General features: G+C 70.3%; 19 protein-coding genes and 4 pseudogenes. 9 read left to right on the top strand and 14 right to left on the bottom strand.

Annotated features, from left to right (window positions below; genetic code table 11):
- Positions 1 to 40 precede the first annotated feature (40 nt).
- Positions 41 to 400: a nuclear transport factor 2 family protein gene (locus I6G21_RS03235; protein ID WP_129357994.1), complete on the top strand. Its 360-nt coding sequence runs from the start codon at positions 41 to 43 to the stop codon at positions 398 to 400.
- 90 nt (positions 401 to 490) lie between these two features.
- Here the strand turns inward: I6G21_RS03235 and pta are convergent, their stop codons facing one another.
- A complete protein-coding gene (gene pta, locus I6G21_RS03230; protein WP_129357993.1) occupies positions 491 to 2,599 on the bottom strand; it encodes a phosphate acetyltransferase in 2,109 nt (702 codons plus the stop codon).
- A 67-nt stretch (positions 2,600 to 2,666) separates the two neighbouring features.
- On the opposite strand from pta, the pseudogene I6G21_RS03225 reads away from it, so the two are divergent.
- Positions 2,667 to 3,567 (top strand): annotated as a pseudogene (locus I6G21_RS03225) (IS5 family transposase).
- Positions 3,568 to 3,610: 43 nt separating this feature from the next.
- Here the strand turns inward: I6G21_RS03225 and I6G21_RS10595 are convergent.
- The 4 genes and pseudogenes from I6G21_RS10595 to I6G21_RS03210 form a co-directional block, all read right to left on the bottom strand.
- Positions 3,611 to 3,787: pseudogene (locus I6G21_RS10595) on the bottom strand (IS256 family transposase); the annotation flags it as partial.
- Positions 3,788 to 4,531, bottom strand: coding sequence for a VIT1/CCC1 transporter family protein (locus I6G21_RS03220; RefSeq protein WP_058731821.1), 744 nt, complete (start codon positions 4,529 to 4,531; stop codon positions 3,788 to 3,790).
- Positions 4,532 to 4,671: 140 nt separating this feature from the next.
- A pseudogene (locus tag I6G21_RS03215) lies at positions 4,672 to 5,572 on the bottom strand (IS5 family transposase).
- 35 nt (positions 5,573 to 5,607) lie between these two features.
- Positions 5,608 to 6,375, bottom strand: a complete 768-nt coding sequence (locus I6G21_RS03210) for a TetR/AcrR family transcriptional regulator (RefSeq protein WP_081101643.1) — start codon at positions 6,373 to 6,375, stop codon at positions 5,608 to 5,610.
- A 123-nt stretch (positions 6,376 to 6,498) separates the two neighbouring features.
- Between I6G21_RS03210 and I6G21_RS03205 the strand changes: the two genes are divergently transcribed.
- From I6G21_RS03205 to I6G21_RS03190, 4 genes are all read left to right on the top strand, one after another.
- On the top strand, positions 6,499 to 8,019 hold the full coding sequence (locus I6G21_RS03205) for an MFS transporter (RefSeq protein WP_129357620.1): 1,521 nt from the start codon (positions 6,499 to 6,501) through the stop codon (positions 8,017 to 8,019).
- Between the two features lie 47 nt (positions 8,020 to 8,066).
- Entirely contained in the window at positions 8,067 to 8,936 is an 870-nt protein-coding gene (locus I6G21_RS03200; RefSeq protein WP_129357621.1) for a spermidine synthase, read from the top strand.
- A gap of 194 nt (positions 8,937 to 9,130) precedes the next feature.
- Positions 9,131 to 9,484 (top strand): thiamine-binding protein, encoded by a 354-nt coding sequence (locus I6G21_RS03195; protein WP_058730534.1) that lies wholly within the window; start codon positions 9,131 to 9,133, stop codon positions 9,482 to 9,484.
- The gene (locus tag I6G21_RS03190; protein ID WP_129357622.1) at positions 9,481 to 10,152 is read left to right on the top strand and encodes a GNAT family N-acetyltransferase; all 672 of its coding nucleotides are present in this window, start codon (positions 9,481 to 9,483) and stop codon (positions 10,150 to 10,152) included. Before I6G21_RS03195 ends, I6G21_RS03190 begins: the two co-directional genes overlap by 4 nt.
- A 35-nt stretch (positions 10,153 to 10,187) precedes the next feature.
- On the opposite strand, the gene I6G21_RS03185 is transcribed toward I6G21_RS03190, so the two are convergent.
- Together I6G21_RS03185 and I6G21_RS03180 are read right to left on the bottom strand one after the other, a co-directional pair.
- Positions 10,188 to 10,604: a YchJ family protein gene (locus I6G21_RS03185; protein ID WP_061225717.1), complete on the bottom strand. Its 417-nt coding sequence runs from the start codon at positions 10,602 to 10,604 to the stop codon at positions 10,188 to 10,190.
- 222 nt (positions 10,605 to 10,826) lie between these two features.
- Positions 10,827 to 12,311: an NCS2 family permease gene (locus tag I6G21_RS03180; protein WP_061225716.1), complete on the bottom strand. Its 1,485-nt coding sequence runs from the start codon at positions 12,309 to 12,311 to the stop codon at positions 10,827 to 10,829.
- Between the two features lie 282 nt (positions 12,312 to 12,593).
- Between I6G21_RS03180 and I6G21_RS03175 the strand changes: the two genes are divergently transcribed.
- Entirely contained in the window at positions 12,594 to 13,163 is a 570-nt protein-coding gene (locus I6G21_RS03175; RefSeq protein ID WP_058730530.1) for a YagU family protein, read from the top strand.
- A gap of 111 nt (positions 13,164 to 13,274) precedes the next feature.
- Here I6G21_RS03175 and I6G21_RS03170 read toward each other — a convergent pair whose 3' ends face one another.
- Positions 13,275 to 14,276: a hypothetical protein gene (locus I6G21_RS03170; RefSeq protein ID WP_129357623.1), complete on the bottom strand. Its 1,002-nt coding sequence runs from the start codon at positions 14,274 to 14,276 to the stop codon at positions 13,275 to 13,277.
- Between the two features lie 238 nt (positions 14,277 to 14,514).
- On the opposite strand from I6G21_RS03170, the pseudogene I6G21_RS03165 reads away from it, so the two are divergent.
- Positions 14,515 to 16,026 (top strand): annotated as a pseudogene (locus tag I6G21_RS03165) (sugar porter family MFS transporter); the annotation flags it as partial.
- An 85-nt stretch (positions 16,027 to 16,111) separates the two neighbouring features.
- Here the strand turns inward: I6G21_RS03165 and I6G21_RS03160 are convergent.
- The 4 genes from I6G21_RS03160 to I6G21_RS03145 form a co-directional block, all read right to left on the bottom strand.
- Positions 16,112 to 17,812 (bottom strand): alpha,alpha-phosphotrehalase, encoded by a 1,701-nt coding sequence (locus I6G21_RS03160; protein WP_061225712.1) that lies wholly within the window; start codon positions 17,810 to 17,812, stop codon positions 16,112 to 16,114.
- Complete coding sequence (treR, locus tag I6G21_RS03155; protein WP_129357625.1) at positions 17,809 to 18,552, bottom strand: trehalose operon repressor; 744 nt, start codon at positions 18,550 to 18,552, stop codon at positions 17,809 to 17,811. Before treR ends, I6G21_RS03160 begins: the two co-directional genes overlap by 4 nt.
- A 115-nt stretch (positions 18,553 to 18,667) precedes the next feature.
- A complete protein-coding gene (locus tag I6G21_RS03150; RefSeq protein ID WP_129357626.1) occupies positions 18,668 to 20,224 on the bottom strand; it encodes a flavin-containing monooxygenase in 1,557 nt (518 codons plus the stop codon).
- A 98-nt stretch (positions 20,225 to 20,322) separates the two neighbouring features.
- Positions 20,323 to 21,216, bottom strand: coding sequence for an alpha/beta fold hydrolase (locus I6G21_RS03145; RefSeq protein ID WP_129357627.1), 894 nt, complete (start codon positions 21,214 to 21,216; stop codon positions 20,323 to 20,325).
- Between the two features lie 230 nt (positions 21,217 to 21,446).
- Between I6G21_RS03145 and I6G21_RS03140 the strand changes: the two genes are divergently transcribed.
- Positions 21,447 to 22,238: an IclR family transcriptional regulator gene (locus I6G21_RS03140; protein ID WP_129357628.1), complete on the top strand. Its 792-nt coding sequence runs from the start codon at positions 21,447 to 21,449 to the stop codon at positions 22,236 to 22,238.
- 80 nt (positions 22,239 to 22,318) lie between these two features.
- On the opposite strand, the gene I6G21_RS03135 is transcribed toward I6G21_RS03140, so the two are convergent.
- Positions 22,319 to 22,627: a hypothetical protein gene (locus I6G21_RS03135; RefSeq protein WP_100464874.1), complete on the bottom strand. Its 309-nt coding sequence runs from the start codon at positions 22,625 to 22,627 to the stop codon at positions 22,319 to 22,321.
- Positions 22,628 to 22,638: 11 nt separating this feature from the next.
- On the bottom strand, positions 22,639 to 22,794 hold the full coding sequence (locus tag I6G21_RS03130) for a hypothetical protein (protein WP_165590078.1): 156 nt from the start codon (positions 22,792 to 22,794) through the stop codon (positions 22,639 to 22,641).
- Positions 22,795 to 22,816: the final 22 nt, after the last annotated feature.

Below are 22,816 nucleotides of genomic sequence, written 5' to 3'. Positions count from 1 at the left end.
GCCGCAGCAGCGACGCCCCGCATCGAGGAGAGGAACACCCGTGAGCACCCTGGCAGAGCTGGCCCGCACCTACTACGACACCGTGGACACCGTCCCGGCCGACGTGCCCCCGCTGTTCGCTTCCGACGCCGTGTACAAGCGCCCCGGCTACCCGGCCTTCGAGGGCGCGGACGCGCTGGTGGCCTTCTACACCGGGGAGCGGGTGATCGCCTCCGGGAAGCACGGCGTCACCCACCTCATCCCCGACGAGGCCTCCCGCACCGTGTTCGTGGAGGGGGTGTTCACCGGGCGGCTGAAGGACGGCACCGAGGTGCGCGCGCCCTTCGCGGACGTCCTGGAGTTCGACGACGCCGGGCTGATCCGGCGCCGCCAGACCTACTTCGACGACACCCAGGTCTGAGCCCCCGCCCCAGCCGTCCCGCCCACCCCGACCCCCTCCCCGGCCGGAGCCGTTCGGAGGCGGGGCGGGGCGAGCCCGCCGCCCCGGGGCTCAGTCCTGCTGCGCCTGGATCGCGGTGATCGCCACGGTGTTGACGATGTCGTCCACGGTGCAGCCGCGGGAGAGGTCGTTGACCGGCTTGCGCAGCCCCTGCAGCACCGGACCCACCGCGACCGCGCCGGAGGACTGCTGGACGGCCTTGTAGGTGTTGTTCCCGGTGTTCAGGTCCGGGAACACGAAGACCGTCGCCTGCCCGGCCACCGCGGAGTCCGGGAGCTTGGAGGCGGCGATCGAGGCGTTCGTGGCGGCGTCGTACTGGATCGGGCCCTCCACCGGGAAGTCCGGATCCGCGGAGCGCACCAGCTCGGTGGCCTCGCGCACCGTGTCCACGTCCTGCCCGGACCCGGAGCCGCCGGTGGAGTAGGAGAGCATCGCGACCCGGGGCTCGACGCCGAACTGCCGGGCGGTGGCCGCGGAGGCCCGGGCGATGTCCGCCAGCTGCGCCGCATCCGGGTTGGGGTTCACCGCGCAGTCCCCGTAGACCAGGGCGCGGTCCTCCAGGAGCATGAAGAACACGGAGGAGACGATCTTCACGCCCTCCTTGGTCTTCACGAACTCCAGGGCGGGGCGGATGGTGTTGGCGGTGGTGTGCGCGGCCCCGGAGACCATGCCGTCGGCGTCGCCTAGCTGGACCATCATGGTGCCGAAGTAGCTGCCGTCCAGCATCCGCTCCATCGCCTGCTCCTGGGTCACGCCCTTGTGCGCGCGCAGCTCGGCGTAGGCCCGGGCGTACTCCTCGCGCAGCGGGGAGGAGGCCGGGTCGATCAGCCGGACGACGCCGCGGGTCGGCTCCTCGTCCTCGGAGACCTCCAGGGCGATGCCCTCGTTCTGCGCCAGCTCCCGGATCCGGGCCGCGTCGCCCAGGATCACGAGGTCGCAGAAGTCCCGGCGGGTGATGATCTCCGCGGCGCGCAGCACCCGCACGTCCTCGCCCTCCGGCAGCACGATGCGCCGGCGGTCCGCCCGGGCGGCCTCGATGAGCTGATGCAGGAACCGCAGCGGCGTCATCGTCGCCGGGCGGGGCAGCTCCAGCCGGTGCAGCAGCTCCTTCTCCTCCACGTGCTTGGCCCACTCGCCCAGGGCCGCGGCGATCTTGCGGGTGGCCCCGGCGCGCAGCTCCCCGTGCACCGCGCCCACCGACTGCGCCGCGGAGTAGGTGTCCTGCGGGGTGCGCAGCACGGGGAACGGGGCGGCGTCGATCAGCGCCTGCGTGGCCGTGCCCGTCAGGTGGTCCCCGGACAGCAGCACCCCGGAGGGCACGGGGAAGTTCGGGGACAGCGCGGAGGCCAGGGTGGCCATGACGACGTCGGCGCGGTCCGCCGGGGTGATGATGAAGTCCCCGTCGCCCATCTGCTCCAGGAAGTTGCCCACGGTCATCGCCGCGACCTTCACCGCCTGGATGTCCCGGTCCGCGGAGGCGCCCAGGGCGGTGTCGTCCAGGGCGAGGCTGCGGATGACGTCGGCGACGGTGGGCTGGGAGATCGCCGGATTCTCCGGGATCACGTACACGTGTCCGCCGCGGCGCCCGGCGGGGGTGCGCTCGGCCACCTCCTGCGCCCACTCCGGGTCCACCCGGTTGACCACCACGCCCAGCAGGTCCGTGCGGGCGGCGTGCAGCTCCGAGCGGGTGACCTCCACGGAGTTGACGATGTCCTCCACGGACTCCGCCTCGCCCCCGTTGATCACGGCCAGCACCGAGCAGTCCATGGTGTTGGCCAGGCGGGCGTTGAGGTCGAACTCCGCGGTCGCGGCGTTGTGCGCCAGCAGGTCCGTGCCGTCCACGATCACGACGTCGTAGCTCGGGGCCATCTGCGCGTAGACGGCCAGGCACACGCTGACCAGCTCATCCTGCTGGCCGGAGGCCAGGTACTCCCGGCACTGGGCCAGGCTGACGCCGCCGCGCGCGGCGTCGTCGTCCAGGCCGAAGGTCTCCTGCATGAGCCGCACGCGCGGATCCTGGGCGGGGGTGTCCCCCAGGTGCACGGGGCGGAAGTAGCCCACGCGGTCCGCGTGGCGGATCAGGGAGTCGGCCAGGCCCAGGGCGATCAGGGTCTTGCCGGCCCGCGGCGTCATGGCGTCCAGGAAGATGCCGGTGCTCATCAGGGGTTCCTCGCGGTCGGTGGCAGGGGTGCGGTCCGTCCTCCAGTCTAGGCCGTGTTGCTAAAGGGTGCTCGTGGGCACGTGGGTGATCCTTGTGTTCGTGGCGCGTGTGGAGATCTCTGATGATGATTGGGCTGTGATCGGCCCATTGTTTCCGGCCGTGGGCACGACTGGCCGTCCGCCGGTCGACCGTCGCGCGGTGGCCGAGGCGACGGCGTGGCGGTTCCGGACGGGATCGCCGTGGCGGGAGGTGCCCGAGCGGTTCGGGAACTGGAACACGATCTACAAGAACTTCAACCGGTGGGCCGAGCAGGGCGTCTGGACTCGGGTGCTGGAGGCGGTGCAGTCCCTCACGCATCAGCGTGGAGAGTTGGACTGGGTGACTTCGATCGACTCCACGATCGTGCGCGTGCATCAGCACGGCGCGACCCTTCCCCGAACCACAGGGAGATCCGCCGAACTACAAGAAGTACGGCGAGGAACCGCCTGATCACTCGATCGGTCGCTCTCGAGGCGGGTTGACGACCAAGATCCACCTCGTCTGCGACGGAAAGGGGAGAACCCTGGCGTTCGTCCTCACGGGAGGACAGGTCGCCGACACGAGCATGCTCCCCGACACGATCGACGAGATCCGTGTCGTCGGCGCGAAAGGACGCCCCAGGACCCGTCCGGAACGGGTTATCGCCGACAAGGGCTACCCGTCGAAGAAGAACCGAGCCTGGCTACGCCAGCGAGGAATCGCTACGACCATTCCTGAACGCGACGACCAGATCGCGCACCGTCGCAAGAAGCCCGGCCGGCCGATCGACTTCGGGCGCGATCAGAAACGACGCTACAAAGGCCGTAACGCCGTCGAGCGCTGCTTCAACAAGCTCAAGCAGTGGCGCGGAATCGCGGCCCGATCAGACAAGACTGCCCGGAACTTCCACGCCGGGCTCAGCCTCGCAGCCACCCTCCAATGGGTTTAGCAACACGGCCTAGTTGTGTGTGTAAGCGGGCGGTGTTTCGGGGTTAGAGGTAGTGCTCGATGCGCTCGGGGAACGCGATCGCGATTTGTTCGAGGGCCTTCATCCAGTTCGTCACGACCTGACCCTCGATGAGCCGGCCGGAGGCCTTGCGCTCGGTGGATGGGCGGCCGCGTTCCCGCGCCCGGTCACGGGCGCGTTTGTCCTCGATGTCGCATCGGGCTCATACGAGTCCGGATGTTCCGAGAAGACTGCCGATGCCGAAGGTCACGGCGAGAGCCGCGGCGCCGCCGACGATCACGCGGGTCACGGCCCGCGGCACGGAGCTTTCCCCGACCCGTGCACCGATCGCCCCCGTGATCCCGAGCGCGAGAATGACGGCAACAAACGTCGCGGGCACCCGCCACTGCTCGGGCGGCAAGAGGATCACGACAAGAGGCAGGATCCCCCCGATCAGGAACGCCATGGCGGAGGAGAAGGCGGCATGCCAAGGACTCGGAACATCATCCGGGTCGATGTTGAGTTCGGTGGAAAGGTGCGCGCGAAGTGCATCCCGTTCCGTGAGCTCGGTCGCGACCTGGAGGGCCGTTTCGGGCCGGAGCCCCTTCTGCTCATACAACCCGGCGAGTTCGATCAACTCCTCCTCGGGTATCTCGGCCAGCTCGCGTTTCTCCTTCTGAATCATCGCGTGTTCACTGTCACGTTGACTGCTCACGGACACGTACTCACCGAGCGCCATCGAGATGGCGCCACCGACTAGGCCCGCCACGCCGGCCGTCAGGATCGGCGCCGTTGCGGTCGTGACGCCCGCAACGCCGACCACGATGGCTGCGACCGAGACGATGCCGTCGTTCGCGCCCAGGACGCCAGCACGCAGCCAGTTCATCTTCTGAGCGATTCCGCCGCGGTGTGGTTCGGCGGCATGCTGACCGACTGGCTCGGTGGTGTTGGGAAGATTCTGCGACATCGCTCGATGATGACACGCCGGCCGGCGGCTGTCCATGAAGGAAAGGCTCTCCTATCGCCGGGCGAGACGGGGGGCATCGGCCATGCGTGGGAGCAGAATACCCAGAGCCCGATTGCGAACTTATACCCTAGGCCGTGTTGCTAAACCCATTGGAGGGTGGCTGCGAGGCTGAGCCCGGCGTGGAAGTTCCGGGCAGTCTTGTCTGATCGGGCCGCGATTCCGCGCCACTGCTTGAGCTTGTTGAAGCAGCGCTCGACGGCGTTACGGCCTTTGTAGCGTCGTTTCTGATCGCGCCCGAAGTCGATCGGCCGGCCGGGCTTCTTGCGACGGTGCGCGATCTGGTCGTCGCGTTCAGGAATGGTCGTAGCGATTCCTCGCTGGCGTAGCCAGGCTCGGTTCTTCTTCGACGGGTAGCCCTTGTCGGCGATAACCCGTTCCGGACGGGTCCTGGGGCGTCCTTTCGCGCCGACGACACGGATCTCGTCGATCGTGTCGGGGAGCATGCTCGTGTCGGCGACCTGTCCTCCCGTGAGGACGAACGCCAGGGTTCTCCCCTTTCCGTCGCAGACGAGGTGGATCTTGGTCGTCAACCCGCCTCGAGAGCGACCGATCGAGTGATCAGGCGGTTCCTCGCCGTACTTCTTGTAGTTCGGCGGATCTCCCTGTGGTTCGGGGAAGGGTCGCGCCGTGCTGATGCACGCGCACGATCGTGGAGTCGATCGAAGTCACCCAGTCCAACTCTCCACGCTGATGCGTGAGGGACTGCACCGCCTCCAGCACCCGAGTCCAGACGCCCTGCTCGGCCCACCGGTTGAAGTTCTTGTAGATCGTGTTCCAGTTCCCGAACCGCTCGGGCACCTCCCGCCACGGCGATCCCGTCCGGAACCGCCACGCCGTCGCCTCGGCCACCGCGCGACGGTCGACCGGCGGACGGCCAGTCGTGCCCACGGCCGGAAACAATGGGCCGATCACAGCCCAATCATCATCAGAGATCTCCACACGCGCCACGAACACAAGGATCACCCACGTGCCCACGAGCACCCTTTAGCAACACGGCCTAGGCGCGGGCGCCCCGGTCAGCCCCAGGTCTGGCGCTCGATGCCGCCCAGCAGCAGCTCCAGGCCGGCGATGTACTCGGTGCGGTCATCATGGCGGTGGAACTCCCCGAGCACGGAGTGCACGAAGGGGAACTGCTCGGTGCTGGTGTGCCCCCAGCGCTCCAGCTGCTCGCGGAACATCTGCTCGACGTCGGCGTCCTCCTCCTCGCTCTGGCGCTGGGAGATCTCCGCGCCCATGCCGGAGGCGTAGTTGGTCACCGCCAGGGAGGCGTGGAACTGCTGGGCGGTGCTCAGCTCCATGCGCTGCAGGATCCGGCCCGTGCGCTCCCAGGTGCGCAGCGCGTGCTCCTCGTCGGGGCCGGCGTGGATCAGCTGCTCGGCCAGCCAGCGGTGCTCCAGCATCTGGGTGAACAGGCACAGGGAGAGTCGGCGCAGGTCCCCCAGGGCCTCGGCCGTGCCCGGGCTGGTGCGGGGGTCCGGGGCGGGAGCGGGGAAGCCCTCGAAGGAGGCCGGGGCGCTGCGGCCTGCTGCGGCCAGCCGCTCGTCCTCGGCCAGGGCCCGACCCAGCACCTCGTCGGCCACCATCGCCATCAGCTCGTCCTTGCCGGAGGCGTACCAGTAGAGGCTGGCCACCCCGCTGTCCAGGCTCGCGGCCAGGGCCCGCAGGGTCAGCTTCTCCGCGCCCTCGCGGTCCAGGAAGCCGATCGCGGCGTCCACGATGGCCTCCACGGAGAGGGTGGCGCGGCGTCGGGCGGGGCGGCGGGAGGCGCGGGGGTCGGGGCTCATGCCACCGAGGCTACGCACGGGCTTGCAGGGAATCAAACATCGTTCTATTCTCGAACGCGGTTCGATAAATCGAACGTCGTTCCAGAATCGAGCCGCGTTCGATCCTCCCGAAAGGCTCTTCCCATGACCACCGATACCCTCGAGACCCCCGCGGTCTCCGACGGCGCCCCGCGCGCCGCCGTCGCACCCCACCCCGGCGCACGCCACCGCGCCCGCCGCACCACCTCCCCCCAGTCCCTGCGCGCGGCCTGGCCCGCCCTGCTGGGGCTGTGCCTGGCCATGCTCGTGGAGATGGTGGACAACTCCATCCTCAACGTGGCCCTGCCCACCATCGGCCGGGATCTGCACGCCAGCCCCACGGACCTGCAGTGGATCGTCGGGGCCTGCTCCCTGACCTTCGGGGGCCTGCTCATGGTCGGCGGCACCATTGGGGACAAGCTCGGGCGCCGTCGCACCCTGCTCACCGGCCTCGCGCTGTTTGGGCTGGCCGGGGTGGCGGTGCTGCTGGTGCACACCCCGGGGCAGCTGATCGCGGTGCGCGCCCTGCCCGGGGCCTTCGCCGCGCTCATGGCGCCGATCACCATGTCCCTGATCTTCCGCCTGTTCGACGACGATCTCCTGCGCGGCAAGGCCATCGGCCTGATCATGATGGTCTCCATGATCGGCTTCGCCGTGGGCCCCACCCTGGCCGGTCTGGCCGTGGAGCACCTGCCCTGGCAGGCCCTGCTGGTCCTCAACGCCCCGGCCGCCCTGCTCGCCTGGATCGGCGTGCGCTTCGGGGTCTCCGCCGACCGCGCCGAGGACCTGCGCCGCGGCGGGGTGGACGTCCCCGGCGGCCTGCTCTCCGTCGGAGCGCTGGGACTGACCCTCTACACCTTCACCGCCGGCACCGAATGGGGCTGGTCCGATGCCTGCACGCTGCTGATCCTCGTCGGCGGTCTGGCCTGCCTGCTGGGCTTTCTCCGGCGGGAGCGCACCGCCGCGGACCCGATGCTGGATCTGAGGCTGCTGGGTCTGCGCACCGTGCGCGGCTCCGCGATCCTGCAGACCTCCGTGATGATCGCGATGGTCGGCGTCATGTTCGTCTCGACCCAGCTGTACCAGTATGCCTGGGGCTGGTCCGCGTTCCGGGCCGGGTTGGCCAACCTGCCCTTCGTGGTCGGCATGCTGTTCGTGGGCCCCGCGGTGGACGGGCTGGTCGCCCGGATCGGACACCGCCGCACCAGCCTCATCGGGCTGGTGTGCGTGCTGGCGGCCCTGGTGATCTGGATCGAGGCGCTGAGCCGCGGCTACCTGTGGTGCGCCGTCGGCATGCTGATCATGACCGCCGGGATGCGCATCATCATGACCACGGGCGCGGTGGCCCTGGTGGGGGCCCTGCCGGAGTCCCACACCTCCATCGGCTCCGCCCTGAACGACACGGCCCAGGAGCTGGGCAACGCCGTGGGCGTGGCGATCGTCGGCACCGTCATGGCCGCGGTGGTGGGCAGCAGCCTCCCTCAGGGCGCCTGGGACGCGGCGATGGTGGACGGCTTCGTGCACTCCCAGCAGATCTCCTTCGCGATCCTCGCCGGGATCGTGCTGATCATGGGGTGCATCGGGGTGCGGACCCTCACGGACTCCACCCAGACCGAGGAGCACTGACCCGGCCGGCGCATCAGGCCGACGGCGGCGTCGTAGGGTGGGGTGCCATGGGCAGGAAGCGCGGCGCACGGCAGGAGCACACCCCGGAGACGACGCCGGCCGGGCCCGTGCCCAGGGAGCACCCCATCGACACCGGCACCGCCGAGCTCGTGCCGGATCGCTTCCACCCGGATGCCTGGCTGCTGCTGGTCAACGGTGTGCAGTCCAGCCACGTGATCCTCGGGCAGCCCCGGGAGCTGGCCTTCGAGTACATGCGGTGGATCGCGGCCTTCCTCGAGCTGTTCGTCCCCGCGCACCTGGACCCCGAGCGGCTGCGGGCGACCCACCTGGGCGGCGCGGGCTGCTCCCTGGCCCGCTGGACGGCCGCGACCTGGCCGCGCAGCCGCAGCACCGTCGTCGAGCTGGATGCCCGGCTCGCCGCGCTGGTGCGCGAGTGGTTCGACGTGCCCCGCGCTCCCGCCGTGCGGATCCGGGTGGGGGAGGCCCGGCAGGTCACCGAGGGCTTCGCACAGGCCAGCCGGGACGTGATCATCCGGGACGTGTTCGCCGGGGCCGTGACCCCGCGGCCGCTGACCACCGCGGAGTTCTTCGCCCACGCTCACCGTTCCCTCGCCCCGGGCGGGCTGTACGTCGCCAACTGCGGGGATGACCGGCGGATGCTCGGGGTGCGGGAGGAGATCGCCGGCCTGGCCGAGGTGTTCGGGCACGTCGCGGTGATCGCGGATCCGCCGATGCTCAAGGGGCGCCGCTACGGCAACGTCATCCTGCTCGCCTCGGACGCTCCGCTGCCGGTCGAGGGCTCCGATGACGCCGCCCGCCTGGCCAGGCAGCTGCTCGGCGGGGCGGTGCCCGCCCAGTACCGGGACGAGGCGTGGACCCGCCGCTTCGCCGCCGGCGCGTCACCGCGCCGGGACTGAGTCCCCCGTCGGGCGCCCGGTAGTCTCAGGAAGACGCTTGATGAGAAGATCGACGCACCGGCGTCTCAATAAGCTCAGCCGCGCGTCGGACCGTTCCCCTCGTGGCGCAGGCCCTGGATGACTTCGCCCGTCGGGCGGGTCGCCGACCGTGAGTCCCCCTCCCCACGGGGTGGGAAAAGTGGCAGGCTGGGATCATGCTGGTTGCCTTCTCCCTGGTCCCCTCCGGCGGCGAGTCCCCGGACGCCTCCGTGCACGACGCTGTCGCGGCCGCCGTCACCGTGGTCCGCGACTCCGGTCTGCCGCACCGCACCGACGCCATGTTCACCACCATCGAAGGCGAATGGGATGAGTGCATGGACGTCGTCAAGCGCGCCGCCGAGGCCGTCGGCGAGTACGGCACGCGGGTCTCCCTCGTGCTCAAGGCGGACATCCGCCCCGGGTACACCGGGGAGCTCACCGGCAAGATCGAGCGGCTCGAGCGGGCCGTGCAGCGCCGCGCCCTGGAGAGCGGGCAGGGCGGGAAGGACGCCGGGACGGGCGCCGCGTGAGCGGGTGGTTCGTCGGCGACGGCGAATTCCGCATCGCCCCGGTGGATGCCGGCCCCGGCTCCGCGGATCCGCAGACCTTCACCCGCCTGCATCTACAGTGCCTGGAGACCGCCTACGCGCGGATCATCGACGAGGACTTCGGGCGGCGCATCCGCGCCGAGGCGGAGAGCGTCGCCGCCGAGGATCGGGAGAATCTCGCCGCGCCCGCAACCCGCGCGGTGATCGCCTGGGCCAATCCCGGCTTCGGGCAGAGCAACGAGTTCGGCTGCTGCTCGATCGGGGCGGACCCGGACCTGTGGTTCCGCCCCGTCGGGTTGGCGCTGAGCACGGACGGGCCTCAGTCGTGGGAGGCGAAGGCGGGCGCTGAGCCCCTGCCCGGCGTCGCTGGGAAGCCGCCGCGCACCCTGGTGACCCTGTACGTGCTGCCCGAGGCGCAGGGCCGCGGGCTCGGCGGGCACCTGCTGGACGCCGTCCTGGGCGCCGAGGAGCCGGCGTACCTGTGGATCATCAACGGCAACGACGGCGCCGAGCGCTTCTACGCCCGCCGCGGCTTCCGCTCCCTCGGGGAGGCCTACCCCGGGGGCGGGGCGTGGGAGCCGGCCACCACCGGGCGGATGGCGCGCGGGCTGACCCGCCCCGATGATCGGGCGCGATCCGGCCGGGACTGATCCGGCCCAGCTTTGTCCGGCCCGGCCCGGACCGGTCAGCGTCGGGCGGGCGCCTCGTCCAGGTAGTACCAGCGTCCGTCCTCACGCAGAAACCGGCTGTCCTCCTCCTGCACCCCGCGACGCCGATGCTCGCCCGGGATGCCGGGGACGGAGCGCCAGTGCGCGGCGAAGCGCACGCGGGCGGCGTCGTCGAAGGGACCTCCGGAGGTCTGCAGGATCTCCAGGCGCTGCCACCGGATCTGCGGGTCCAGCTCCAATGAGGCCGGCCGGGTGCTCGGGTACCAGGTGGCCAGCAGGTAGTCGGCCAGCCCCAGGGCGAAGGCCGTGAAGCGGGAGCGCATCAGCGCCTCCGCCGTGGGGGCGGGTGCGCCCCGGTGGTGCCGGGCGCAGCAGGCGCCGTAGGTCTCGCCGGTGCCGCAGGGGCAGCGGGCGTCGTCATCCAGGGTGGGCATGGGGTCCAGGATAGGCGGCGTCGGGGGGAAGTCCGAGGTGCGGCACAGGAGAACCCCAGGGTCGGTGCGTACGGTGGGAACCACCTCAAAGGTGCGAGTGATTGATGAGCCGAAGCCCCGGCCTGGTGTTCCAGGACCGGGGCTTCGGTGCGTTCGGCTCGTGCGGCCTCCAGCGGCTCGGCGATGGCGGCGCGTCCGCCATCGGCGCGGATGCGGTGAGGGTCAGTGCGTCCAGCCCTGGATCAGGCCCATCCCGAAGTAGGCCAGGAAGGCCAGGGACACCAGGTACATCAGCGGGTGGACCTCCCGGCCGCGGCCCTGCACCAGGCGGATGAAGGTGAAGGAGACGAAGCCCGCGCCGATGCCGTCGGCGATCGAGTAGGTGAACGGCATCATCGCGATGGTCAGGAAGGCCGGGATGCCCAGGCCCCAGTCGTCCCACTGCACGTGCACGGCCTGGCTGACCATGAGGAAGCCGACCACGACCAGCGCCGGGGCCACCGCCTCGAAGGGCACGATGTTCACCAGCGGGGAGAAGAACATGGCCGCCAGGAACAGCAGGCCGGTGACCACCGTGGCCAGGCCGGTGCGCGCGCCCTCGCCGATGCCGGTCGCGGACTCCACGAAGATCTGCGACGACGATGCGGAGGCGCCGCCGCCGGCCACCGAACCCAGGGCGTCCACGGCCAGCACGCGGTTCATCCCGTAGATGTTGCCCTGCCGGTCCACGGTCCCGGCCTCCGTGGCCAGGCCCACCGAGGTGCCCATCGCGTCGAAGAACACCGAGAGCAGGATCGCGAAGACCAGCAGGCTCGCGGCCATCGCCCCGAGGGAGGTGAAGCCGCCGAACAGATCCACCGCCCCGACCAGGGACAGATCCGGCAGGCTCAGCCACTGGCTGGGCAGGGCCGGGGCGACCAGGGACCAGCCGGTGGCGGAGTCCGCGGAGGTCCCGGACGGGGCCACGGCCTCGAGGATCACCGCGAGGATCGTGGAGGCGATGACGCCGATGAGGATCGCCCCGCGCACCTTGCGGATCATCAGGGCGATGGTCAGGAACAGCCCGACCAGGAACACCAGGATCGGCCAGCCGATCAGCTGCCCGTCCACCCCGAAGGTCACCGGCACGGTGGTGCCCGCGGCGTCCGGGGTGCGGCGGATGAAGCCGGCGTTGACGAAGCCGATGAAGGAGATGAACAGGCCGATGCCGACGACGATCGCGACCTTCAGCGACTCCGGCACCGCGTTGAACACCGCGGTGCGGAAGCCGGTGAGCACCAGGACGAACATGATGACGCCGGCCCACACGACCATGCCCATCAGCTCCGGCCAGGTGAGGTTCGGCGTCGTCGTCATGGTCGCGGCGAGGAAGGCGTTGATGCCCAGGCCCGCGGACATCGCGAAGGGCTGCTTGGCGATCACGGCCATCAGGATGGTCATGATCCCGGAGACCAGCGACGTGGCGGCGGCGACCCGGGCCAGGCCGAGCTGGGAGCCGTTCGCGTCCGCGATCAGCCCGATGACCAGGGGATTCAGGACCACGATGTAGCTCATCGTGAAGAACGTGGCCAGGCCGCCGCGGATCTCGGTGCCCACCGTGGAGCCGCGGGCGGTGATGTGGAAGAACCGATCCAGGCCGCCGCGAGGCTGCGGCGTCGGGGTGTCGGCGGCGGGGGTGCGGCGCGGAGCCGCGGTGTTTTCAGTCATGGCGTGAAAATCCGTAGATACTCTCGTGGGTGCGGGGTCACCATGAGCGCCGGGATCGGTCGCGCCGCCGGGTCCGGGCGGGTGCGCCGGGGAGGGCGGCCCCGCCGTCGGGGGTGCATGGGCGCGGGATCCGGTGGTGCGGATCACCGCGCGAGCTCGAGTCTACCCCGCTTTTCCAGCCGACCCGGGAAACATCACGTCATCCCACATAAAGCCACACGAACCCACACTAGGGTGGGGTGACGGCGGGGATCCCCGCCGGCCGCGTGGAAAGGACGCCCGATGAGCGCTGCAACCCTGCTGAGGACCGTGACCGACCCCGTGCGACGCCGCCCCGCCGTCGCCGTGCTGGTCGGGGTGATCGCCGGGATCTTCTCCGGCATCGTGAAGTTCGGGTGGGAGGTGCCGTTCCCGCCGCGCTCACCCGAGCGGAACGCGACCAACCCGCCCCAGGCCCTGCTGGAGCTGCTGGGCATGTCCCCCGAGTCCACGCACCAGACCTACACCTACCTGGGCAACGACCTGCCGTGGGTCAGCTTCATCGTGCACTTCGCCTTCGCGATCTCCTTCGCCGTCCTGTACTGCGTGATCGCCGAGTACCGGCCCGGAATCACCCTGTGGCAGGGTGCGGTCTTCGGTCTGGCGGTGTGGGTGGCCTTCCACCTCGTGGTCATGCCGCTGATGGGCATCGTGCCCGCCCCGTGGGAGCAGCCCTTCGGCGAGCACTTCTCCGAGGCCCTGGGCCACGTGGTGTGGGCGTGGTCCATCGAGATCGTGCGCCGAGACCTGCGCAGCCGGATCACCGGCCAGCCGGACCCGTGGGTGCGGCAGCCAGGAGAGGCCGCGGGCTGATTCGCGCGAACCGTCGCTGGCGTGGGTTATGTATGGCTCATAGCCCACGTGGGTGACGGCTCGGAGTCTTGTGTCTGTCGTATGGCCGCGAACCGTCACTGGTGTGGCTTCTCAACGGCTTATAGTCCACGTGGGTGACGGCTCGGTGCTGGGGAGGGAGGGTCGGTGAGGCCAGCGGGCTCGGTGCACCGCAGCTGCCACCAGCGCGACCACCCGCGGCACCAGCTGACCGCGGTAGGGCGCGAGTGCGTCCAGGTCTGCGGCGACCACGCGCACCTCCACGGCGTCCACGCTGCGGGTCGCCCGCTCCCGGGCGACGTCGCGGTGGACCTGCCGCGGATCCGAATGGTGCATCCCCTCGTACTGGACGCTCGTGCGACTGTACTCATCCCACAGATCTGGCAGCACCTCGCGCCCGTCTGCCCCGATGAGACGGTGATCCGTGATCCACTCGCCCACCCGGTGATCCTCCAGGAGCAGGCGCATCCGCGTCTCCTGGGGTGAATCCACGCCCACGCGCACCCGGCCCAGCGCCAGCCGGGCCCGCCGCACCCCGCGGACCCCCGGGTGCTCGTCGAGCATCCTCCGCAGCTGCTCCACGGTGCACAGCGGCGGCACACCGGCGCGGATGCCGTGACGGTGTGTGCACACCAGACCGTCACCCACCGCGACCAGCGCCACCGGGTTGAGCATCCGCGCGAGGTCCAGGAAGGTGCGCGCCGGCGTCGTCACCATGACCTCCCCGACCATCATCACGTCCCCCGGACGGTACGCCGCCTCGGTGCCGACGACGCCTGGGCGACGCAACCGCGGCCTGCCATCCGTGCGCGCCAGATGCAGGAGGGTGCTGCGCGACAACGTTCCAGGCAGGCGCATCCCATGGAGCTGTGCGGCGGTCACCCCGCAGATCACGGCGTGCCCCGCCTGCGCGGCGACGACGGCGGCGACCTGCGCCGGCGTCGGCTCCGCCCCGGGGACGCAGCGGATGCCGCGGCGCAGCTGCCGCAGGTCCCCCGCGTACGCCCGGAACCGGGAGAGCCCGTGCCGTTCCAGTGCGCTCGCGGTGATCGGTGTGTTCAGCAGCGGCGTCGGGAGGGGCTGGGGAACTCTCATGCCCCGGTTCTACCGGGCGGGGCATCCGGTGAACGCCTCCGGATCCGCACGACGACGGCGCCCCTGTGGATTCCCCGCGGCATCTCAGGTGTGGATCCCCCGCTGCCGGAGCCTCCCGCCGCGCTCAGCGCCCCAGCCCTCCCGCGAACCGTCACTGGTGTGGCGTATGGGAGCATCAGAGCCCACGTGAGTGACGGTTCGGTACCGCACGCCGTCGTCCTTCGGGCGGCTATGCTGACCTGGGCGGACCCGCCGCCGAGCACCCCAGGAGGCCGAGCACCCGATGAGCACCGACAGCACTCCCTCCGGCCCAGGCGCCTCCGCCGCCCCGGACCTCCCGCCGCTGGGCAACGGAGCCCATCAGCACCGGCTGACCATGATCGCCCTGGTCGCCACACTGGGCGGCCTGCTGTTCGGCTACGACACCGGCGTCATCAACGGCGCCCTGCTGCCCATGTCCGCCGAGCTCGGGCTCACCGAGGTCACCGAGGGCGTGGTCACCTCCTCCCTGCTGTTCGCCGCGGCCATCGGCGCCCTGACCATCGGATACGTCTCCGATGCGTGGGGTCGACGCCGGACCATCCTCCTGCTCGCCGTGATGTTCTTCCTCGGCGCCATGCTGTGCGTGTTCACCCCCGGACTGGGGCTGCTGATCGCCGGGCGGGTAATCCTGGGCCTGGCCGTCGGCGGAGCCTCCACCGTGGTGCCGGTGTTCCTCGCCGAGCTCGCCCCCTACGAGATCCGCGGCTCCCTGTCCGGGCGCAACGAGATGATGGTGGTCCTCGGGCAGCTGGCCGCGATCGTCATCAACGCGATCCTCGGGAACACCCTGGGACACCTCGAGGGCGTCTGGCGGATCATGCTGGCCGTGGCCGCCCTGCCCGCCCTCGCCCTGTTCTTCGGGATGCTGCGGATGCCGGAATCCCCCCGCTGGCTGATGGCCCGCGGCCGCACCGATGAAGCCCTCGAGGTGCTCAAGACCGTCCGCTCCGAGGAGCGCGCCCAGGCCGAGGTCGACGACGTCCAGCGCCTCGTGCACGAGGACCGGCAGGAGCGCGGGGAGGGCCTGCGCGGGGTCCTGACCAACCGGTGGCTGCTGCGCCTGCTGCTGACCGGCATCGCCGTGGCCGTGTTCCAGCAGCTGACCGGCATCAACGTCATCATGTACTACGGCCAGGTGGTGCTCACCGAATCCGGCTTCGGGCAGAACGCCGCGCTGGTCGCCAACATCGCCCCCAGCGTGATCGGGGTGATCGGCGCGATCATCGCCCTGTGGATGATGGAGCGGGTCGACCGGCGCACCACCTTCATCACCGGCTACACCCTGGTCACGGTGTTCCACGTGCTCATCGGCGCCGCGACCCTCGCCGTGCCCCAGGACAGCCCGGCCCGCCCCTACATCATGCTGGTGCTGATCGTCGGGTTCGTCGGGTCCATGCAGACCTTCCTCAACGTGGCCACGTGGGTGATCCTCTCCGAGATGTTCCCGCTGCACATGCGCGCCGTCGGCATGGGCGTGTCCGTGCTGTGCATGTGGGTGGCCAACGGCCTGCTCAGCCTGTTCTTCCCGGTGCTCATCGCCCACCTGGGCATGACGGCGTGCTTCTTCGGCTTCGCCGTGCTCAACGCCCTCGCGGTGCTGGTGATGTGGCGCTTCCTCCCGGAGACCCGCGGGCGCACCCTCGAGCAGGTGGAGGAGGACGTCGCCACGGGAGCGATCTTCGTCGTCCCGGGGCGCGAGGAGGACTGAGAGCGGCGGCACGGCCGTCCGCCGGTCCCGGTGGCCTCACCCGGCCCTGGAGCGGGTGAGGCTGCCGGGGGACCCCTCAGGGCGCTTACCCCGCGAGGATCGCGATCGCCTCGTACGGGGCCAGCTCCAGCTCGGAGGCCCCCTCAGCGAGGGCGGCCAGCCGCGCGTCGTCGTCGTGGACGTTGCCGATCAGCACCCGACCGGTGCGGAACTCCTCCGGCACGGCGACGGCGGTGCTCTCGCCGTAGAAGTTCGTGAGCACGAGCAGGGCTTCCCCGGATTCCGACGCGGGCCCTTCCGGCGAACCGCTCTCCAACCGCCGGATGTAGGCGAACACGCTCGGGTGCTCCAGGGCCCACGCTTCGTAGGTCCCGTGCGCGATCAGCGGGCTCTCGTGGCGCAGCCGGATCAGCTCCCGGTAGTACGGCAGAATCCTCCCGGACTCCTCTTCCGCGGCCACGGAGATCGCCTCCTGATTGGTCGGACGCAGCCAGGGCACGGTCGAGGAGAACCCGGCGTGCTCGCTCGCATCCCACTGCATGGGGGTGCGGGCGTTGTCCCGAGCCTTGGAATGCACGACGTCGAAGGCGTCGGCTTCGCTGAGCCCCTGGGCGCGCAGGGTCGCGTAGGCGTTGCGCGCCTCCACGTCCGTGTACTCCTCGACCGAGGTGTAGACCGGGTCCGTCATCCCGATCTCCTCGCCCATGTACACGAACGGGGTTCCGCGCAGCAGATGGATCACGGTGGCGAGCATGGTCGCGGAGCGCTCGCGCCACACGGTCGCGTTGCCGAAGCGGTCCAGGGCCCGCGGCTGGTCGTGATTGGTCCAGAACAGGGCGTTCCACCCGTTCCCGGCCTGCATCCCCGCGGCCCACTCGTGCAGGGTGGCCTTCAGCCGGGAGAAGTCGAAGGGCATCAGCGTCCACTTGCGTCCATCCCGGTAGTCCACCTTGAGGTGGTGGAAGCTGAAGACCATGTCCAGCTCCTCGTTGTCCGGGTCCGAGTAGCCCACGCAGCGCTCCACCGTGGTCGAAGACATCTCCCCGACGGTCACCGAATCCCGATCCCGACCGAAGCTCGCGCGATTCAGCTCGCGCAGGTAAGCGTCGACGTCGGCGCCGTCGGTGTACATGCGCCGCCCGTCCGAGCCGTCACCCGCCGAGCGCAGCTGCGCGTCCTTGCCGATGAGATTCACGACGTCGAAGCGGAACCCGCGCACGCCCTTGGCGCGCCAGAAGTTCACGATCTCCGCCATCTCCGCCCGGACCTGCGGGTTGCGCCAGTTCAGATCCGCCTGGGTCTCATCGAACAGGTGCAGGTAATACTCCCCCGTGTCCCCGAAAGGCGCCCACGCCGGCCCGCCGAACTTGGACTCCCAGTCGGTGGGCAGGGAGCCATCCGCCTGGGGCGGGCGGATGATGTAGTAATCGCGGTACCTCCGCTCACCGGCGAGGGCGCACTGGAACCATTCGTGGGCGGTGGAGGTGTGGTTGAAGACCATGTCGAACATGACGCCGATGCCGTGCTCGCCCAGCCGGGCGATCAGCTCCTCGACGTCGTCCATGGTGCCCATCGCGGGGTCCACGGCGCGGTAGTCGGCGACGTCGTAGCCGTTGTCCCGCTGCGGGGAGGGAAAGAACGGATTGAACCACACCATGTCGACCCCGAGGGAGGCGATATACGGGATCTTCTCGATGACCCCGCGCAGATCCCCGACCCCGTCCCCGTCCGAGTCCCGGAAGGACTTGGGATAGATCTGGTAGATGACCTTCTCACGGAAGCTCACCGGGTTCTCCTCTCCTCGGGGCGACGGCGGGCGAAGTCGCGGAACCGGAAGCGGTCCGCGCGGTGGCGGGAGACCGTGAACTGGATGTCCGCGGTGTCCTCCAAGCTGGTGATGCTGGTGGTGGTCACCACGACGTCGGAGGCATCCAACCCGAGCAGGCGGCAGTCCTCGTCGTCGGCGGGGACCACCCGGATCTCCTTGACGGAGTACCCCAGGGACAGCCCGAGGGTGCCCTCCAGGTGGTCGTACAGGGAGTCCTGGGCGACCTGCTCGGTGATGCCGGGGGCCAGCGCGGTCACCAGATAGTCGTGGTCGATGATCACCGGCTCCCCGTCGATCACGCGCAGTCGAGCCACGTGGGTCACGGGCACCGGTTCCAGGCGCGCTCCTCCGTCGCGCAGACCGGCGAACGCGGCCACCGGCAGCATCGTCTGCTCGACGGCGAGCACGCGGTTATCCAGATCCAGGCCCTCGGCGAGGGAGAACTCCTTGTATCCGAGCAGTCGTGTCACCGGGAAGACGTAGTGGGAGCGCTCGAGGACCTTGGAGCCGCGCCCGGTGATCTTCTGGATCCAGCCATCCTCGGTGAGCTCCTGCAGGGCCCGGCGCACGGTCTCGCGGGAGGCCCCGTAGGAGGTGGCCAGCTGGTGCTCGCTGGGGAGGAACCCGCCGACGGGGTAGGTGCTGTCCTCGATGCGGGCGCGCAGATCCCGATCGATGGCAGCCGCCTTGCCGGTCATGTGGTTCCCCCTGGTCGTGCCTACCTGTCTAGACACCACTGTGCTCCCCGCTGCCCACCTGTCCAGACAGGTGGGCAGCGGGGAATGTCGCGGCCCGGGGCAGCGCGTCTAGGGCTCAGGCGGCCGCGGTCGTTCGATCCGGCAGCAGCTCGAAGCGCTCCGGGTGGAAGGTGCCGTTGGCCTCCCGGAAGGCGTACCCGAAATCCGGCCAGATCAGCGTCAGCCGACCGGTGCGCGGATCCAGGTACCAGGAATCGCATCCGCCGTCGGTCCACACGGAGCCGCGCGCCTTCCGGTCGATCTGCGCCACGTACTCCTCCTCCTGCTCCGGGATCGGGGTGAGCACGGCATCGTCGTGCTGCCCGGCGTAGTCCATCGCCCCCAGGATGTACTCCACCTGGGACTCGATGATGTAGACGATCGAATTATGCCCCAGCGAGGTGTTGGGTCCGTTGATCGAGAACAGGTTGGGGTACCCGGCCACCGCCGTGGAATCCAGGGCCCGCATCCCGCGTGACCAGTGCTCGGCCAGGTTCACCCCGCCCACGCCGTGCACCAGTCGCGCGAACGGAGGCTGGGCGGCCTCGAACCCGGTCGCGAAGATCAGCACATCCAGGTCGTAGCGGGCACCCGAGGCGGCCACCGCCGTCGAGCCCTGCACCGAGGCCAGCGCGGAAGCCTCCACCGTGGTGTTCTCCGCGGCCATGGCGGGATAGTACGTGTTGGACAGCAGCAGACGCTTGCATCCGGGTTCGTAGTGCGGCGTCAGCTTCTCCCGCAGCGCCTCGTCCTGCACCTGTGCGGCCAGGTGCGCGGCGGCCATCGCCTTGATCCCGCTCAGATACGGATCGATGCCGCGGCGCGCCGGGTACGTGTTCTCCTGATTCCAGAACAGCTCCTCACGCACCCGACGGATGGTCGAGGGATCCCGTCGGAACATCCGCCTCTCCCCGTCCGTGTACTCCTTCACCGGGCGGGGGATCACCCACGCCGGGGTGCGCTGGAAGACCACCAGCTCCCTCGCCGCCTGCTGCGCCTCCGGCACCAGCTGGATCGCGCTGGCGCCCGTGCCGACGATGCCGACCCGCAGGCCCTCCAGTCGAATGCTCGGATCCCAGCGGGCCGAATGGCAGGCGCGTCCGGTGAATCCCTCGAGGCCGGGCACCTCCGGCAGGTGCTCATCGGCCAGGTGTCCGGTGGCCATGATCAGGTAGCGGGCCTCCACCTCACCCCCGTCGGTGCTCAGCTCCCATCGCTGGGTCCGTTCGTTCCAGGTGGCGTCCCGCAGGGCGGCGTCGAATCGGAAGTGCGGCGTGAGTCCCTCCTCGCGGGCGCACTCGCGCAGGTATTCCTGGATCTCGGCCCCGGGGGAGAAGAGGCTGGTCCAGTTGGGGTTGGGGCGGAAGGAGAAGGAGTACAGGTGCGAGGGGACGTCGCAGGCGACCCCGGGGTAGGTGTTGTCCCGCCAGGTGCCGCCGAGGTCGGAGGCGCGTTCGATGATGAGGAAGTCCTCGTCCCCGCGGCGCTTGAGGCGGATGCCCATGGCCAGACCGGCGAAGCCGGAGCCGATGATCGCGGTCTTCACTCGGGTGGGATCATTGCCTGGGGCGGTGCCTGGCTCGGTGTTCGCGGGGGTCGGGGTGGTGATGTGGGTGTCGGCGGTGGTGGTCATGGTGTGCTCCTGGAGGGTGGGAGGCCTGCGGCCGAGGCTGGGCTCCGGCGGCCGCCGGACTCGGGTGGGGTTGGGATCGATGGGGTCGGCTGTCGGGGTCACGGCCGCGGTGCGGGGATGAGGGTCCCCGCGTCATGGCGCTGAGGGTCGTCGAGGAAGCCCTGCACGTGGAAGCTGATCTCGGAGGGCCGCTCCAGCACGGAGGCATGGCCGGTGCCGATCACGGCCAGGCGCGCGTCCCGGATGGCCCCGAACAGCTGCCGCTGGTGGCGCAGCGGGACCATCTGGTCCTCCTCCGAGCCGATGACGAGCGTGGGATGCGGGATGGCCTCCGTCTCCTCGGCGATCTGCACCCGCCGGTTCAGCTCCATCTGCGCCGCGGTGAAGGGGGTGAAGGACTGGGCCTTCAGGGCGGGGGCGATCTCCGCCATCGTCTTGCCGGCGAGGAAGGGGCCGCCGAAAGCGCAGAAGGCCGTGTACTCGGCGAGGGCCTCGTGGTCCGCGGCGTACAGGCGGTTCCAGACGTCGTTGCGGATCAGCTGCTGCAGGTCCGTGCGCGCCCAGCCGTTGAGCAGCACGAGCCGTCCGATCAGCTCGGGGCGGCGGGCGGCGATGAGGGCGGCCACGCACGCGCCGAGACTGTAGCCCAGCAGGGTCACGTGCCCGGCCTCGACGGCGGCCTCCTCGAGCACGGCGATGACCTGCAGCGCCAGGTCCTCCAGCTCCAGGGTCCGCTGAGCGGACTCACCTGCCGGGGCGGTGGTGCCCTCAGGGGCGGTCCAGTCCACGGCCAGAGTCCGCTGACGCGTCGCCAGGACCGGGAAGAGGAAGCCGAAGTTCGCGGCCGTGGAGCCTCCGGTGCCGTGGACCAGGAGGATGACGTCGTCGCGGTCGTGGGCATCGCGGGAGTCGTACCAGGTGACGTCGACGGCGGAGCCTGCGCTGTCCTGAGTCTGCACGGTGTGGGCGAGGGATGGGAGATCGTCGTACATCGGGTGGGCCTCCTGCGGCGTCGAAGGTGGTCGGAGTGACGGCCCTTGGGGGCGTTGGCCCCTCCGACTCGGGGCCGCGGCTTCGCTGCCGCGGCGCCGGGGGTTCGGAGCGGGGTCCGTCGCGGCCGTCGTGGTGATATTTCTACGACGGCGTAGTCTGCATCACAAGAGATGGCGGATCATCGGAAGTCAGCTCTGCGGACTCTCTGCTCTGCACGGAAGGAGGCGCGATGGCATCAGCACCGACGCGGGGCCCCGGCACCGTCCCCAAGATCGCTGCGATCCTGGACGCCCTGGCTGTGGCGGGGCAGGACGGGGCGCGGCTGAAGGACCTCGCCGAGCGAACCGGAATCGCCCGCCCCACGGTGCACCGCATCCTCGGTGAGCTGGCGGCCGTCGGGCTGGTGCGGGCCACCGCTCAGCGCCGGTACGCGTGCGGACCGAAGCTGTACGCGCTGGGTCTGGCGGCTCCCGGACCGGTGCTCAACGCCGACCGCATCCGGCACGAGGCGCAGCGGCTGTCCGGGATCTGCGGAGACACCGTGTACGTGGGGGTGCGCCACGCGGACGGCGTCAGGTACGTGACCCGCACCAGCGGCACCTACCCGCTGCGGGCGTACGCCATCGACCCAGGGGACATCCTGCCGTTGAGCAACACGTACTGCGGCCTGGCGATCCTCGGCACCCTGCCGGCCGTCGAACAGGAACGGGAGCTCGGCCAGTGGCGCAGCCGCCGATCCCCCGAGTGGGTGGCCGCCTCCTCCGCCAAGCACGAGGCAATGATGCGCCGCGCTCTGGCCGACGTCGCCGACCTCGGATACGCCGCCGGTCCCAACCACGTGGTCCCGGAGCTGTCTGGGCTGTCCCTGCCGGTGCCCGTGTACGACGCCGCCGGGGCTGCGCTGGCCGCAGTGAGCATCTCCGCCGTGCACTCGCGTCTGAGCCCGGAGCGCATCCGAGGGATCCTGCCCTCCATGCGCGAGACCGCCGGGCGCCTGGCCGAGAGCATCGCCCTGCCCTGAGGGCGGGGTGCGGTGGTGTGTGTCGTCGGACGGTCACCTTGCCGAGCCGTCACTCACGTGGGCTCTGGGGTGCGCAGACCTCACGTGAGTGACGGTTCGGCGTCGCGCGCGGCGAGCCGTCGGCGGGCCCGGATGCTGACGATGGCGTGGGTGGAGCACAGGGAGAGGAACAGCAGCGCCAGACCCGCGAACCTCCACGCCCGATCGCGAGAATCCGCCGAGCCGTCACCAGCGGAGAACAGGGCCAGGCCGGTGAGGAGAAGGCCCGCTGCGCCGTAGAACCACGCCGTCCAGCCGAGCCGACGCGAGCGAGCCAGCGGCTGCTGGGCGGGGGTCGGCGTGGAGGCGCTCATCAGGAGGAGGAAGGACAGGATGAGGGTGAACTGCACCCAGATCTGAGTCAGAGCAGAGCCCCGGGCCACCAGCCCAGGAAGCGGGAGCCGAGCCCATTCACCACGATCACGGTGAAGGCCGCGATCAACCCGGACAGCAGGAGCCTCCGCTCCCAGCGGTGGCGCCGTTCGGGACTCACTGATGCCGGTTTGATCGACTGCATGCCCCGAGGATAGCGATCGATG

The sequence above is a fragment of the Rothia kristinae genome, assembly GCF_016028855.1.
Taxonomy (GTDB): Bacteria; Actinomycetota; Actinomycetes; order Actinomycetales; family Micrococcaceae; genus Rothia; species Rothia kristinae.
This window is presented reverse-complemented; position numbering and strand designations above follow the sequence as displayed.

What these genes read in the sequence shown, in the direction of transcription:
- I6G21_RS03220 (WP_058731821.1), bottom strand. Translation starts at nt 4,531, where the DNA reads ATGTCGCAGAATCTTCCCAACACCACCGAGCCAGTCGGTCAGCATGCC.
- I6G21_RS03145 (WP_129357627.1), bottom strand. Translation starts at nt 21,216, where the DNA reads ATGTACGACGATCTCCCATCCCTCGCCCACACCGTGCAGACTCAGGAC.
- I6G21_RS03140 (WP_129357628.1), top strand. Translation starts at nt 21,447, where the DNA reads ATGGCATCAGCACCGACGCGGGGCCCCGGCACCGTCCCCAAGATCGCT.
- I6G21_RS03205 (WP_129357620.1), top strand. Translation starts at nt 6,499, where the DNA reads ATGACCACCGATACCCTCGAGACCCCCGCGGTCTCCGACGGCGCCCCG.
- I6G21_RS03150 (WP_129357626.1), bottom strand. Translation starts at nt 20,224, where the DNA reads ATGACCACCACCGCCGACACCCACATCACCACCCCGACCCCCGCGAAC.
- treR (WP_129357625.1), bottom strand. Translation starts at nt 18,552, where the DNA reads ATGACCGGCAAGGCGGCTGCCATCGATCGGGATCTGCGCGCCCGCATC.
- I6G21_RS03185 (WP_061225717.1), bottom strand. Translation starts at nt 10,604, where the DNA reads ATGCCCACCCTGGATGACGACGCCCGCTGCCCCTGCGGCACCGGCGAG.
- I6G21_RS03130 (WP_165590078.1), bottom strand. Translation starts at nt 22,794, where the DNA reads ATGCAGTCGATCAAACCGGCATCAGTGAGTCCCGAACGGCGCCACCGC.
- I6G21_RS03175 (WP_058730530.1), top strand. Translation starts at nt 12,594, where the DNA reads ATGAGCGCTGCAACCCTGCTGAGGACCGTGACCGACCCCGTGCGACGC.
- I6G21_RS03170 (WP_129357623.1), bottom strand. Translation starts at nt 14,276, where the DNA reads ATGAGAGTTCCCCAGCCCCTCCCGACGCCGCTGCTGAACACACCGATC.
- I6G21_RS03195 (WP_058730534.1), top strand. Translation starts at nt 9,131, where the DNA reads ATGCTGGTTGCCTTCTCCCTGGTCCCCTCCGGCGGCGAGTCCCCGGAC.
- pta (WP_129357993.1), bottom strand. Translation starts at nt 2,599, where the DNA reads ATGAGCACCGGCATCTTCCTGGACGCCATGACGCCGCGGGCCGGCAAG.
- I6G21_RS03180 (WP_061225716.1), bottom strand. Translation starts at nt 12,311, where the DNA reads ATGACTGAAAACACCGCGGCTCCGCGCCGCACCCCCGCCGCCGACACC.
- I6G21_RS03210 (WP_081101643.1), bottom strand. Translation starts at nt 6,375, where the DNA reads ATGAGCCCCGACCCCCGCGCCTCCCGCCGCCCCGCCCGACGCCGCGCC.
- I6G21_RS03200 (WP_129357621.1), top strand. Translation starts at nt 8,067, where the DNA reads ATGGGCAGGAAGCGCGGCGCACGGCAGGAGCACACCCCGGAGACGACG.